Source organism: Pedobacter alluvionis (assembly GCF_003664035.1).
Taxonomy (GTDB): domain Bacteria; phylum Bacteroidota; class Bacteroidia; order Sphingobacteriales; family Sphingobacteriaceae; genus Pedobacter; species Pedobacter alluvionis.
Map to the genome: position 1 here is coordinate 223,716 of NZ_RCCK01000010.1, position 15,245 is coordinate 238,960.

Consider the following 15,245-nt stretch of genomic DNA (forward strand, 5'->3'; position numbering starts at 1 on the left):
GCATTAATAAAAAATTTAATTATATTGAATATGAAAATATATTTCAACAAAAAAAACAAGCTCAACACTATTGTTTTTATATTATTGGGTTTAGCTGTATTATCTTCCTGTAAGAAATACCTTGACGTGGTGCCGAATGAACTGGTGACCGAGGATAAAGTTTGGGGAAACATTAATAATGCAAACGGGGCATTAGCAAACCTTTATAGTGGGCTACCGACCGCGATCAGTCCAAATGGTGAGGCCCTAGATGAAATCACGGCCGCTACAGATGAATCCTTCCATCATTGGGGCGCTGGTTTCCCCTCTTTAAAATATAATGATGGTGCATGGAATACAGTGGATAATCCATTTGGAAATTGGACAGAACAATACCAAAAGATCAGGAAAGCAAATCTCTTTTTGGAAAACATAGACCAAGTGCCAATTCCTGGGGATCAGGCTACTTACTATGCGACAAGAATACCCCACTACAAAGCCGAAGCAAGGTTTTTAAGGGCAATGTTCTATTTTGAATTGCTTAAGAGATATGGCGGTGTACCAATTATTACCAAGTCATATTCGGTAGCGGATGCTGAAGAATTGAAGACCGTGGCGAGAAACTCTGTAGATGAGGTGGTGAGCTTTATTGTAAGCGAATGCGAAGATGTAGCGCCAATGCTTTTAACTGTACATCCTGATGCAGAGCTTGGCCGTGTTAACAAAGGCGCTGCCCTGGCACTGGCAGCTAAAACGCTGTTGTACGCCGCAAGTCCCTTGTTCAATGGTAACCCAACCTATGCGTCCATTAAAAATAAAGATGGAAAGGCTTTGTTTAGTTCGGCTTATGACAAGGAAAAATGGAAAAAAGCAGCAGATGCGGCTAAAAAGGTGTTAGATTATTACAATAATGTAGCTCTGCCCAGAGCATATGGAAATGATGACATCAATAGCTACGCGGCGATATTTAACACACGCGAATGGACAGAGACAATATTAGCTTTCACTTTACCTAAAAACAAAGTGTTAGACTTGTCATTAAACGCTTTTGGCGGACCGTTTGGCGGTTGGGGTCAATATAGTCCGTTGCAAGAGTTGGTGGATAGTTATGAGATGAAAAATGGATTTCCAATTAATCATCCTGGCTCTGGCTACCAAAAAGATGGTGTTTGGTCCGAATGGTTTTGGGGCGGGGATGGAACGAATGCCTGGGTTTACCTGGATAACATATCTAATCGTTTTAAAAATAGAGATCCAAGATTTTATGCGACTATCAGTTTCCATAACAGCAAATGGGCGGCAGTACGCACTAGCCAAACCCCTATAAGGTTAGCCTATTGGGGAAGCAATAACGGTGTTTCTCAGGCTTGGCCAAAAAGTGGAGGTACTTATACCGTTAGTGGCTACAATGTACGTAAATGGTTAGATCCGAAGGTTGACCCTACGAACTGGTGGACTTCGCCCGACGCCCAGAGAAACTATCCTATATTTAGGTTGGCAGAATTTTACCTGGCATATGCAGAAGCTTTAAATGAATACTATGGAGGGCCAAATGCTGAAGCATTCACAGCCATTAATAAGGTGAGGGCTAGGGTAAATATGCCAGCTTTGCCGGTAGCGGGTGTAGCTGGAGATAATACGCAAGTTGGTTTCAGAAATCGCGTACAGAATGAAAAACGTATCGAATTCGCTTTTGAAGGGCATCGTTTTTGGGATGTGAGAAGATGGTTAATTGCAGAAACTGTGGATAATGGACCTGTACATGGTCTTAATGCTAGACCTACTACAGCCGAACTTACTGCCACTGGACTTGATCCACAAAGTCAGGCAGCTGGATTGGCCGCTTTTTATAAAGAAACAGTGATCCAAACCAGAGTTTTCGTGAAACGCCATTATTTAATGCCAATTCCTCAAAGGGAAATTGATGTGAATAAAGAACTAGTTCAAAATTTTGGGTGGTAAAATTTAAGTTTTGTCATGTTAAAAGCCCCATTTTGCAATCTGCAAAATGGGGCTTTTTTCGGAATTCCAGTCCAAACTGCTCTTTTGAGATTTAGTAAGAACGGTAGGAAGTTATTGCTTATGGTGTTGAGGGTTAAAGTTGGTACATTGTTTCCCTTTTTATCTCCGCTAACATGGGAAAGCGCTCCACTTTCTGTACACAAGCCAACTTTATCTGATCGAAGTAATGTAGACGGTTCTACACCACTATTTACCTTTAAAATGTTAAACTGGAATTGCTACATTTGACTGGAGGTTTTTATTTGTCAGATTTAAACATTAAACTTTAAATTTGAATATATGAGCAGACGAATATTTGATGAGCCTTTTAAAAGAATGGCTTTGGATCTGGCCCATGCGCGGGGTTCGATCTTATCATTTCGATCTGAACTGTTCCTCCAATTGCTTATTTTAAGGTCACATCCAGGTAAACAGAATGACGGCCGTATGTTTCATAAAATGGTTTAAAAGCAACATTGTCAATCGTGAATCTTAGCTGTTGTGGATCGCCTTTAATGGTTTTGCTAATGTCCTGTGCATTTAAGGTGATTTTACGCCATTCTTTTCTTGCTTCCGGCTCTTGCGCAGCAAGCAGTATCGGGCCGTAAAATAAGCTGGCTATGTTCTGCTGGTCCATAACCGGATCAAGGTGGAATTGGAATGGCATTTTTAATTCTATCATATCGCCATCTTTCCAATTGCGGCTAATTTTCAGGTAACTGCCCGGGCTGGCCGTAAACTTTTGTTCTTTACCATTAATTTTTACAAAAAAACCTTTGGTTGCCCATCCCGGTACCCGCACGTTGAGGTCAAATTTTCCACTCCCTTTAATCGTCAGTTTGGTGTGGTCTTCTTTTGGGAAATCTGTTGTTTGTTCTATTTTTATATTGCGCGCTTTCCAGTCTAGTGTAGAAGGGATATACAGATTTACGTAAAGCGCCTGGTTATCCTTGCTTTTAAAATAAATTGAATTTTGTAGCTTGGTACTGCTCTCTAATGCTGTACCGTTACAGCAGGTAAAGCCTTTCATATCCGGATTGCTAAATTGTTTAACAGAACCTGGTCTGAGCGGCACGTGATAGGTATTTGCCGGACTTTTTTCGGCAACTGATGCCAGGATATGATTGTAAAGGCCACGTTCATAATAATCCATCAACTCTGCCTTTTGATCGAAGAGAAAAAGATCGCCCGTTAACTTAAGCATGTTGTAGGTAGCACAGGTTTCATTCTGGCCCCCTTCAGAGAAACCATTTTCGTACAGGGTTGATGGCTGGGCAGTAAAACATTCGGCATTAGCCGGATTACGTGCACCTGCAACACCTCCAATACTATACATGTAATCATTCACCATTTTGTGCCAAAAATTATCTGCCACTTTGTAATACTCAGGATTGTTGGCAACACGATACATTTCTATACTTCCCACCACCTGTGGGATATGTTGATTGGCATGCAACCCACGGAAATTGTCGACATTTTTCGCCAGGCCATTCGAATGTGCGGTATCGCCAAAGAATACTTTAATGTTATCAAATAATTGTGCTGTTTTAAGGTAGCGCTGTTCACCCGTGATGCTGTACATCCGGGCCATCGACTCGTTCATCCCGCCAAATTCACCGGCAATGTAGGTGTTCCACATCTTGATGAGCGTTTCTTGTGGCAACTGGCTTAAACGGGCATATACCCAGTCGCTCATGTTTGCCGCTATTTCGAGGGCTTTTTTATTGCCGCTTACTTCGTAAACATCAATTAAGCCCGCCAGGATTTTATGCAAGGTATAATAAGGTGCCCAGATCTGGTTGTTCTGTCCGCCGTATTTAGCTCCTTTTTCCAGCATGATAAATTGATCGGGAGGGTAAGCGCTGATAAATCCTTTCCCCCAGTTCCAGTAATCAGTGCGGATGCCCTTATCGCTAAGGTCTGAATCAAAATCCGATTTGCCGGGGTCATGCGGAACAGCTGTAGGATCGGATACATAGGGGCCGCCTGCATTTTGTGCCTTTCCTGATAACATCGATAATTCGTAAAGCGTATTGACCATATCGTCCATCTTTTTCGCGAAATTAGCGTGGAGTGCCTTATCATAACCTGTACCGGCATAAGCCTGTGCAATGGCAGAAAGGTAATGGCCTGTAGCATGCCCTCTTAATTTAGTATCCTGACTATCCCATACACCTAAGGGTTCTGCACCTTGAGGTTGTTTTTGACCAAAAGCGTGGCGAAACATATACAAAAAGGAATTTGGATCGGTTTGGGCTAATGTTCTGATAAATTTATCACGGTTTTCGATAAATTTAGTTTCGTGTCCATGCGCATCGGTTTTAAGTGAAACCTGGTCCAGATGAAAAGCCTCCAGATTTGAAACCGGAGTGATCTGCTCTTTTGACGCATTTATGGTAACAAATGCTTTTGGTTTAAAATCTGTTCCGGAAACCCGGCCGGTTACGGTATATTTTCCTGGTTTGAGAACAGCCGTATTGTTTATGTCAGAAGGCCACAACACCCGTACTTTTGGGCCTTTTAATCCGTTCTTGTAAGTCCCTGGAAGGTAACCTGGTAATCGCGGTAAATTCCCAACTGCTGTTTCTATTTCAATATCCGCAACATGCGTGAGGTAAGTATTGTAAAGCTGTGCCTTGTCTTTGTTAAAGCGTGGAAGATCGTCTTCACTTTTACCGACATTCACCGCAGTCTGCTGCGCGCCTTTCTGCGAATTGTTGTAAATCCCGGCAATCTGTCTGCCGGTAAGGGGAATACGATAAATGCGGAAATCGTGCAACATGGCATTAAGATAAGGCGCGTCTGGCAACATCGATTTTCCGATATAGAGCAATTTTTTGTCTTTTGATTGCTGATCAAATACGGCCGTCAGTTCTTGTGTGATATTTTTTGCTTCGGCTACAGGCTTGCCATTTACATAAGTGCTCATAGATTTTGAAGGCGCATCGATGACTACCGTAAGATAGACCCACTTGTTCATTTCAATTGCTGCCGAAACCGCTTCCTTGCTGTTGCGCTCATTCGCTTTTAGCTGCGCCAGAAAACCTTTCCGGATTTTTGTACCTATTGGTGCTGCAAAAAAATGTTTGCCGGCATCCTTTCCGAAATCAAAAAACGATTGCCCAACCTGGCCCGACCGTAAGTAGATCCATCCGGATATGCTGAGTGATTCAACATCAGCCAGTGCCTCTGATGGAATTGTAACAAAGGAATTGTCGTGCCCGGAAAGCGATAAAACTTTTCCAAAACGATTATCATTAACAAACTCTGGGTTGGAGCCCTGAAATTTGGCATGCAGATTATTTCTTGACCAGTCTTTTAAATCTCCATTAAAGATATACCGTGCACTCATTCCTGTTTCACCGATGCCATCAAGGATCTGATCACCATTTTGCGCCAGAACGGTGTTACTTGCCGATATAAAAACTGCAAGACATAGAATGGAGCGGAGCACTTTGTAAATTTTCATATTTTCTATTATCAATAATGAGGTTGTATCATAAAATAAGTTTCCCTGAGCGTTGTTACCCTGCGCTAAACCTTACTGAGTTTGGCGATGTATCGAAATGCCTCAGGTGATGTTATGGCAGGTCTATAAACTAGCGATGACAATTCTATATGATGATGCTCCCCGTAAATGTATCTGTTTATGCTATTTTTAATTATTAAGTTTTTTGGCGATCATGTTCATGAAGTTAAAAATGAACTTTTCCTAAAGATAAAATTAAGCAAAAGGAGTAAGGAATAAATCGCTATAAATTGCAGGTATTGTGCATATTTTAACCTTATTTTATGCCAGGGATCCCGATAGTGACATGAATTGATTCCCTTTGATCTTTTTTGTATGGTGTTATTCAGACTGCTATTTCCAGATACAAAAGGTTAAAATATTGATACTATGCATTAATATACAACGGTAATCTGGGGTTTACTTCGTTTATATTTACATGCAGACCTATAACAGCCGTTTCCAAAACTCCTGACGTAACACTTAACCATGAAGAAAAAATATCTAAAGCCATTCATTTTATTCCTGTTGTGTTCTACTATTCAAATGGTACTGGCGCAATCTGCAAAGGAGGCTGTGCTACATGGAAATCCAATTATACCGGGTTATTTTGCAGATCCAACAGTAAAGAAGTTCGGAGATACCTATTATATATATGCTACAACAGATGGTAACGGTGGTGGTTTCGGTCCTTCTCAAGTATGGACATCTAAAGATTTTGTGAATTGGACCATTCAGGATATGAACTGGCCAACCACGCACTACTACTGGGCGCCAGATGTAACTCAGGGTGCTGATAGTAAGTATTATTTATATTACTGCCAGCCTGTTGAGATTTTTGGTGCTTCAGCTGATACACCTGTTGGTCCCTGGACATCGCTATTGCCTAAAGGTAAACCGATTGTATCTAATTTTATGGTGCCAAATGTGATTACGCTTGATGGACAGACTTTTAAAGATGATGATGGCCAGTATTATATGTATTGGGGTACCTGGGGCATTTATCCCAACCATGGCTGTGGAGTTGGTCTTTTAAATAAAGATATGAAATCCTTTTCCAGGCTGGCGCAGATTCCCAATACTGATGCAAAAGAGTTTTTCGAAGCACCCTTTGTGTTTAAAAGAAAAGGAATTTATTATTTAACCTATTCTTCTGGTTATTGTGAGGATGGCACTTACAGGGTTCAGTATGCAACGGCAACCAACCCGATGGGACCTTTTAAATATGCCGCTAATAACCCGATTTTAGCTACAAATAAAGACGGAACGGTGCACGGGCCAGGACATCAATCTGTATTGCAGCAAGGTGATGATTTTTACCTGGTTTATCACCGGCATAATAATCCGCATAATGATGGCGGTTACCACAGGCAGGTTGCTGTAGATAAAATGCAGTTTGATGATGAAGGGAATATACTTAAGATTTTACCTACACACACCGGAATCGGTTATCTGGCAAAAAATGCCAATCCACATCCAAATTTAGCACTAGGTAAAAAAGTGTCCGCATCCTCCAGCTATGATGAAAATTTTAAAGCTGAATTTGCCTTTGATGATCATAATGGAACATTATGGAAAGGCAAAAGCAATGTAGGGCCTGCCTGGGTGCAGGTAGATTTGGGAAAAATAGAGCATGTTAAAAGTATCCATACGCAGTTTGAATACGCCACCTGGTACTATCAATATAAGATCATGTATTCGCTTGACGGGAAAACATGGAAAATTTATGCCGATCGCAGTAGAAATACACAACATGGGAGCCCGATGATTGATTTCGGAAATATTAAGGCGAGGTATCTTCGTACAATGGTTTTACAGACTGAATATCCGGGATTGAATAAAGCGATATGGAATATTAAGGTTTTCGATGATGCGGAATATCATCCGGTAATGAATACCAAAATTAAAAAATGGCAACCTTTAAAAGCTTTTGAACCAAAAGGTTTATTAGTAGACCTGGCATTAGATAATCTCCGTACAGGCAGCGTTGTAGCAAACGTTCAAAATAAAGGAAAGTTGGGAGGAAATTTTGTGGCTGGTGGAATAACTAAACCCGTTACCTCCATGATCGGAGGTAAAAAAGCATTGATTTTTACTGGTCAGGAGCGCTTATCTTCATCAATTCCTGCACCACAGTCTCTGCTTGGAAACAGCAGTTATAGTGTAAGTATGTGGGTTTTAAATCCGGAGATTGATAAAGAAGAAACCATTATTTCGTGGACAGGGCGGGGAGGGGTTAATTTAAGTAATGCTGCCGTTGGTTATGGGAATAGTAAAACTGCAGGTGCAATAACGCATCTGGGATGGGCAGATTTAGGATACAAGCATTTGCCAAAAGCTAATGAATGGCACCTGATCAGTATTGTTTTTGATGGTACAATGGAACATATCTATGTTGACGGAGAATTGGATAGGAGCGAAAGAAGGATGCTTTTTATCAATAACCTCAAACATTTTCTAATCGGCGGAAATGAAGATGGAAGTGCAGGATTTTCCGGCGCATTGGCTTCATTAAAAATTTATGATGTGCCGCTAAGCCATGAAGAAATTAAAGCGGCCTATCAAAAAGGGCTGCGCAATAATACCGTGCTACATGTAGAGGCGAAAAATCTCGACTATGGCAATTTAGATAGATGGACAAACAACGGGGCTGCTTTGGGGGTACTTGTAATTAGCGGAAAGGCAGAAGTTGCTGATGTAAATGGGAAAATAGCGGTGGTATTGCACAGTAATGGTAAATTGCTTCTGAGCAATGAAATGGCTGAAACACCAGACTTTTCAAAACCTTTCAGTGCCATTTTTTCATTGTATTCGCAAGCCGGTTCAAAAACAGATTTATTTTTCGGCAAAGGAAATAAAATCGCCAGGATAGCAGGAACCGGAAAGTGGCAGCAGGTGATCTGTACGTATTACAAAGGGAAATTCAAGATTTTTGTAAATGGTAAATTAGCCGGAAATACCGATGCCTCTAAAAGGCAAAAAGATCAGCGTATTTTAATCGGATCTGCAATGGAAGGGACTTCAGTAGCCATATCTTCAATTTCTGTGTTGAATTATGGCCTTGATGATAGCAGCTGTAAGATGGAATTTGATTTTTGGAAACAGACACTAAATAACCACCTCACAAATGCATCATTCGCCTCTAAACCATCAGCTGTTACGCCAAATATGGTTGATATGGCTGCGGATAAACCAGTATTGCCGGGGACCAATTTTGAGTACCTTTTTAAAAATAATGAGGATAAAAGTGCGCAAAAATGGTTAAGGTCTTCAGTTTATACTGATTTTACTGTTGAGCCAGAAAAGCGCTATACTTACACTGTAAAGGTTAGAGATAACTTTGGTAATGTTACCCAAACCTCTTTGCCTTCCGTTGTTACAACAGATTCTGCACTTTTTGTAATCAGAAAGCAACATGGAACGGCATTGTCGGTTCCGGCAAGCGCAGATGGTTTGAAAGGAACTTCCTGGGACGGTTTGATTGGAAATGCGGACACCGTTGCCCAGCATTCCGGAGTATTAAAGTTGGTCTCGCACAATACATTTTGGGATGGATCAATAGCAACAGGTCCATTTGCTTACAACAAGGTGGAAGGCGATTTTACTGCCGAGGTGGTGCTGTCTGACATGTTAGGGCTGAACCAAAAGAAAGCTTATGGCGCAAATGAGGCTGGTATAATGGTTAAAGAGCCATCAAGTGTGGCAAAGCTTGTACAAAATGGCGTTATGCCAGGCTGGGGTATCGGAAACATCGTAACTGATTTTAATTCCGCGGAACGCAAACAGTTGAATAACCTGGCAGGATGGGCTTTTTATCGTCATTTACAAATACAAAGGCAGGGAAATCTATTTTTTATGCGTGGCAGCCATAATGGAAAGACCTGGGTAAATCTTCCCGGCAGTCCGATAAAAAGAGATGATATGAGTAGCGGAGTTTTAGAGGTGGGTGTTTATCATGCTACCTATGGTGATATTTCCGGTTATGCATCATTCAGTGATTTTAAGATTATCCAAAAGAAATAAAAGAGACAAATAACTAATTTTTATTGAGAGTGGCTGACCAAATTTGTCGTTAAGTTAAGCGCCGCGTTTGGTCAGTATGAGCGTAGTCGAAGACTCCTTGAGATTAATAAATTGCAAATAAATGCCCTAAGATTACGATACCATAGATGTTGTTTTGCAATTATTTATTAATGAGCGACTTGCGGAACCTATGCATTTCCTTATAGCTAGGCCGTAGCACCGTATCTCCGTTCTACTTAAATCCGGCCTAACAAATTTTTCGGGCTCCACTGACAAAGCCATCCCACTGGCTTCGAAAGAAAAATTTTCAGCCGGTGTTTTTTGTTTCTTTTTGACACCAAAAAGAAAGAGCCCTTCGGCGGCGGCGAGCCGAGGCAAGACCGCGGCCTAGGACAAGAGAAGACAATTATACGTCACTCATATTTATTTTTATAAAATCAATTACCCCTCCGGAGATGATGACCATTCTATTCCGCCTTCCTGTAGCGCTATTTTATTTTGCCACGATTACATTTGCTCCGCCTGGTAAAAGCTTTAGTTTTAATTGTTTTGCCTTGTTTAATTTCAGCTGTTTTATTTGAGGTGAACGGTCATCGGCATCCGAGTATAAGGTAATTTCAGCACCTGATAACATTGGCAGCGAAATGTCGATTGTTTTCTCCGTAGTTTCAGCATTTATAGCTGTAATATACCAGGTTTCTCCATGGCGACGTGCCAATACACAATATTTTCCGGGATATCCATCAAGAAAAACAGTATTGTCCCAGGTTGTGGGCACATTTTTCATAAAATCGATCACATGAGGCGCAACATCGCTGAGGTTATTTGGGGTGATCCCAAAATTCTGCACTGGATTCTGGAAAAGAATAGCGGTTGCCAATTGGAAAGTTTCTGTTGTTTTTCTAATTGTTCCTCCGTCATTTTTCTTGTTGTGGCGCTTATTTAAAAGAACTGGTCCGAAATCCATTGCGCCTATAGCATTTCGGATAAAGGGATGAAGGCTGGCATTGATGGCTTCCGTATCATTAGCATGTTGGGTAAATATCAGGTTCTCTGATGCCAATACCGCCTCACTTCCAACATAATTTGGATACATTCTTTCCCAACCTCTAGGCACTGTGCAGCCATGAAAGATTACCGTTAAGCCAAAAGTGTTGGCGTCAGATAAAATATCTTCATAAAGTTTCATGGTTTCCTGTTTGTCGCCACCAAAGAAATCTACCTTAATTCCTTTCACACCAATCTGCTGCATCCACGCCATTTCCTGTTTTCTTGCCGAGGCTGTATTCATTTTATATTTAGGGCCTTGTGGGGCATCATTCCAAAAACCATTAGAGTTATACCATAAGGAAATACCAACTTTTTTCTCTTTTCCGTAGGCAACCAGTTCCTCAATTTTTTTCCGTCCGATCTTGGTGTCCCACCAGTTATCAATCAGTACAAACTCATAACCCATTGCTGCAGAAAGATCGATAAACTTTTTCTGATCCTCGAAATTAATACTTTCATCTTGCCATAACAGCCAGCTCCAGGTAGATCGGCCAAAGGTATAGTTCTTCGATGCGGCATACTGTGGCGCTACAACATCGAATGGAACAGTAGTTTCAACAATTGGTTTAAGTGTACGCCCGACAGTAATGGTACGCCAGGGCGTACTGCCGGGTAATGATATCGTTGGATTTGCACTACCGATGCCATTATTTTCTCCCTTCTCCGGGAAAGCAATTTTGTAATTTCCATCTTTAGTGCCTTCGCTTAGTCTGGAACCACAGTATAGTGAATTTACACCAGTTTCTGAGAGTAATACCCAGCCATCATTCCCCAAATGGAAAAGGGCGGGAAAAGTATAACCTATGCCATATTTTGAAGGAACGCCCATGGCCTGATCGCGGTTATATTCTTCTTCATAGCTGGGTTTGGTTTTCATCCAGCCAATCATTGGGGTAGCCTGCGGGCTTAAAAATGTAGTGGTGTTTGCCGGAAATTTGTATCCGCTCAATTCTTCTTCAATGACAAAGCTTGCAGCTTCACCGGTCTGAGGAACCTGATATCTAAAGGCAATGTCGTTATTGCTCACACGGAATACTACTTCTATCTGGTTCTTTTTGGCATTCTCAAACTTGCAGATGAGCTCATTTGCCTGGTAGTTTACACTACTGATCTTGATTTTTGGTTCATTGTAACGTTCATCGATTCGTCGTAATTGTTTACCGGTTAGCTTAAGACCAGACGATAAATCTATCTGGCTCCCGCGAAGTCCCAGAGGAGATCGCTCAATCATTTCTTTTCCCTGTAATACTACATTGTAATAAAGTTTGCCCTCGTTTAAATATAGTTTAACCATCAATTTCTGATCCGGACTTGTAACGTTAAGGTCTTGGGCAAAAGATAACACGTGGCTGGCAACCAATGCCATTACCAGTAAAATGCCTTTAAAATAATTCATAGCTAAAGATTTGTGGAGTAATTTTGGGATATTCATCAACGGAATAAACTTATTTGGTTTAGATTTATCTGATCAGTTTAGAAAACGAAAATTAGGTAATATTTTTAAATGTTATGGTAACGTTTATTATTTTTTTACATAATCTTTTTCTTCTGTACCAGTAGTTGAACAAAACTGTTGCTGCTAAGATCAGGAAGTTATTATTACAAACTCGCTGTAACTAAAATAATTAACTGAATAGGATTAGATTAACCAATTTTCCATTTTATGACTTTAAAACAATTTTGGATAGTAAATCCCTGGAACGATTAAAGTGGAATAAAAACAATTCGAAATTAGCATTTAACTCAAAGGCCCCACAACCAACAGTTTTATCAATCCGGATTTACTTTTTTATCATCTTCCACCAGTCTAAGCTGAATATCCCCTCTTTAAATATCAGGAATAGGTCGTGCTGGCCCTTTACCTGATTAAGCGTACAGGAGATTGTTTCCCATTTAATATCTTTACTTTTTACGGGAAGCGTTCCAATTAGCCTGCCATTTTGATCATCAATCCTGATTTCCAGCTTTCCTCCGCCGGTAAGGGAAGTTAAACTGGCTTCAAACTTTTTAGCACCACTTTTAAAATCGACACCTTTAATTTTGATGAAGGCACCTTCCTGTTTATTGGTGGTAAAAATACGCCCGTTTACAGCGTCTTTTTCTGCTTTAATGCCTTCAGCCCAGTTTATTGTTTCAGCTTCGGTACGTTTGAAAGGATTCAAATTACCGACTTGTTTCACTCCGGTTTCCGACCACCATGGCAACTCGTGGATGGTGCCATCCTGGTTGTAGCTCAGTTCTTCCACACAAACCGAGCGCCTTTCATGATGTTTATCGGTGATCATAAAATTTAACCGGAAATTAAAACCAAACAAATATGATTTACCCTTGTAATCAATAATTCCGGGGTGATTTCCTGAAGATTTTTCATTTGGTTTCATCAGGTAACCCTTATAGTCCCAGGGACCGGTTGCATTTTTGCTCATTGCGTAAGCAATCCCTTCCGGGCAACAAGTAGAGGCATAGGCGAGATAGTAATGGTCATTACGTTTATAAGTCCATGGGCCTTCCTGGTAGTGGTAAGTATCAGCTTTGGTTTGCCCTTTTTCTTTACCTACATCTTTTACTTTAACGATTTCCCCTGAATAGGAAATCATGTCTTTATTCAACTTTACATACCAAAGGTTTGGATTGCCCCAATACAGATAGGCTTGTCCGTCAGCATCAATAAACACAGAGGGATCAATGTCATTCCACAGATGGTCATCATCAATAAGCCTTTTTCCTATAGGGTCTTTGAATGGCCCATAAGGACTGTCTGCTACCAGGACACCAATGCCATTGCCCTGTACCGGACAATACAGGTAGAATTTTCCATTACGCTCGATACATTGCGGTGCCCAGGCTCCGTTATCCTGCTTTCCCCAGGCGAAGTTTTTCAGAGATGCGACAGCGCCGTGGTCTGTCCAGTTTACCATGTCTGTTGAAGTATAAAGAAGCCAATCCTTCATCAGGAATTTGCCCATTCCAGGACCCGCATTATCTTCATCATGGGAGGTGTACAGGTATACGGTATCTTTATATACCATTGGTGCCGGATCGGCCGTAAATTTAGTCTGTATAATAGGATTTTGGGCTAAAGTGCCCAGCGTTATGAAACTTAAAAGTAAGCTTGCGCCTATTCTGAATTTCTTTACCATTTTTATAGGTGTTATTTTCATTTAGTTTTATTTTAAAGGTTGATGTGGATTTTTCTATCCATCATTCCATTTAATTTTCTTAGTTCCTGATCAAGAAACCGCAATTAAACATCTTGATGTAAGCTCCACAGCGCTGGAACCTGAGGTGATTAAATGACCAGCTATTAGCGGATCAAACGCCAGGAGTCAAAATTAAACAGGTCCTTATCTTCACCTTTGAATACCAAATACAGGTCGTGTACACCGGTAATCTGGTTTATTTTACAAAGCTGGGCTTTCCATTCCTGAGTATTTTTGGTTGATTTTATTTCCAGTTTTCCCAGCAGCTTGCCTTTTAAACTGTCTGCCCGAAGTTCTATATTTCCTTTTGAGGATAGGGAGGCTACGGTTGCTTCAAACTTTGTAGCGCCTTTGCCAAAATCTACACTACGGATTTTGATGTAATCACCATTGTCGATATTGGATACATAAATTGCCCCTGTTAGGCTATCTTTGGCAGTTTTTACACCTTCTGACCAGGCTATGGTTTCGGCTTCAACTCGGGTAAAAGGATCTAAGTTTGAGGCGCTTTTCAGTACACCTGATTTCGTGCGGTTAATTCTCGGAATGGATCCATCGGGGCTAAAACTGAATGGTTCGATACAAACCGAACGTTTAAAGCCCCCGCCCCCAGGTAAAGCCCCGTCATGATAAAATAAATAAGACTGACCTTTGAAATCGATATAGCCGGGGTGGTTGGTGAATGCACCACGATCTTCGATCACTTTCATAATGGTATCTCCATATATCCAGGGGCCTGTTGGTCCTTTGCTGGTAGAATAAGCCAAATGTTCCGGAACGCCACCCGCCGGATAAAGCAGGTAATATTTGCTTTTTTGTTTAAAGAACCATGGTCCTTCCTCATATTCTGATGGTCTTTTATCCGGATCTTTTTTCCTCGCACTAAATCCTTCTTTGTTTAGCGGCACTTTCACAATACCAACTTTTTCATCATAAGAGATCATATCCTTATTCAGTTTTACATAATATAATTGGGGATTGCCCCAGTACAGGTAGGCCTGCCCGTCATCATCGATAAAAACAGTTGGATCAATGTAGCCAAAGCCTGAAAGCAATGGCTTGCCTATTGCGTCTTTAAAGCCTGCTGTAGGCGTGTCTGAAATGGCAACACCAATGGCGTTCCCGCCATTTTTTTGGTTAACGGGTAAGTAGTAGTAGAATTTTCCATCCCTGAATATGCACTGGCCTGCCCATGCGTCACCGCGCGACCAGCTAAAAGCTTTATAGGATAAAATGGCTCCATGATCAGTCCAGTTAACCATATCCTTTGAAGAATAACAACGCCAATCGTTCATGGTGAAAAAGTTTTTCACCGTAATATCTTCATCATGCGAAGTGTATAGATAAACGGTTCCATTGTGTACCATTGGTGCCGGATCAGCTGTATAATAGGTCTGAACGATCGGGTTCTGGGCAAAACTTGTCAATATTGACAGCAGGCCCGTCAAAAGTGATATTCCAAATATTTTTTTCTGCATTTTTTG

The 15,245-nt window shown here is 41.0% G+C and carries 6 protein-coding genes; 2 read left to right on the forward strand and 4 right to left on the reverse strand.

Features of this window, described 5'->3' with window-relative positions:
- The first annotated feature begins 30 nt into the window (after window positions 1–30).
- Complete coding sequence (locus BCL90_RS01185) at window positions 31–1,941, forward strand: RagB/SusD family nutrient uptake outer membrane protein (protein WP_121282140.1); 1,911 nt, start codon at window positions 31–33, stop codon at window positions 1,939–1,941.
- A gap of 445 nt (window positions 1,942–2,386) precedes the next feature.
- On the opposite strand, the gene BCL90_RS01195 is transcribed toward BCL90_RS01185, so the two are convergent.
- On the reverse strand, window positions 2,387–5,449 hold the full coding sequence (locus tag BCL90_RS01195) for a beta-L-arabinofuranosidase domain-containing protein (protein ID WP_121282142.1): 3,063 nt from the start codon (window positions 5,447–5,449) through the stop codon (window positions 2,387–2,389).
- A gap of 528 nt (window positions 5,450–5,977) precedes the next feature.
- Between BCL90_RS01195 and BCL90_RS01200 the strand changes: the two genes are divergently transcribed.
- Window positions 5,978–9,511, forward strand: coding sequence for a family 43 glycosylhydrolase (locus BCL90_RS01200; RefSeq protein ID WP_121282143.1), 3,534 nt, complete (start codon window positions 5,978–5,980; stop codon window positions 9,509–9,511).
- Window positions 9,512–10,004: 493 nt separating this feature from the next.
- Here BCL90_RS01200 and BCL90_RS01205 read toward each other — a convergent pair whose 3' ends face one another.
- From BCL90_RS01205 to BCL90_RS01215, 3 genes are all read right to left on the reverse strand, one after another.
- Entirely contained in the window at window positions 10,005–11,957 is a 1,953-nt protein-coding gene (locus tag BCL90_RS01205) for a glycoside hydrolase family 97 protein (RefSeq protein ID WP_121282144.1), read from the reverse strand.
- A 385-nt stretch (window positions 11,958–12,342) separates the two neighbouring features.
- Window positions 12,343–13,722, reverse strand: a complete 1,380-nt coding sequence (locus BCL90_RS01210; protein ID WP_244095024.1) for a glycoside hydrolase family 43 protein — start codon at window positions 13,720–13,722, stop codon at window positions 12,343–12,345.
- Window positions 13,723–13,865: 143 nt separating this feature from the next.
- Window positions 13,866–15,239, reverse strand: coding sequence for a glycoside hydrolase family 43 protein (locus BCL90_RS01215; RefSeq protein ID WP_121282145.1), 1,374 nt, complete (start codon window positions 15,237–15,239; stop codon window positions 13,866–13,868).
- Between the last annotated feature and the right edge of the window lie 6 nt (window positions 15,240–15,245).

Excerpts from the sequence above, each read along its gene's own strand:
- BCL90_RS01200 (WP_121282143.1), top strand. The coding sequence starts at position 5,978 with ATGAAGAAAAAATATCTAAAGCCATTCATTTTATTCCTGTTGTGTTCT.
- BCL90_RS01185 (WP_121282140.1), top strand. The coding sequence starts at position 31 with ATGAAAATATATTTCAACAAAAAAAACAAGCTCAACACTATTGTTTTT.
- BCL90_RS01215 (WP_121282145.1), bottom strand. The coding sequence starts at position 15,239 with ATGCAGAAAAAAATATTTGGAATATCACTTTTGACGGGCCTGCTGTCA.
- BCL90_RS01205 (WP_121282144.1), bottom strand. The coding sequence starts at position 11,957 with ATGAATTATTTTAAAGGCATTTTACTGGTAATGGCATTGGTTGCCAGC.
- BCL90_RS01210 (WP_244095024.1), bottom strand. The coding sequence starts at position 13,722 with ATGAAAATAACACCTATAAAAATGGTAAAGAAATTCAGAATAGGCGCA.
- BCL90_RS01195 (WP_121282142.1), bottom strand. The coding sequence starts at position 5,449 with ATGAAAATTTACAAAGTGCTCCGCTCCATTCTATGTCTTGCAGTTTTT.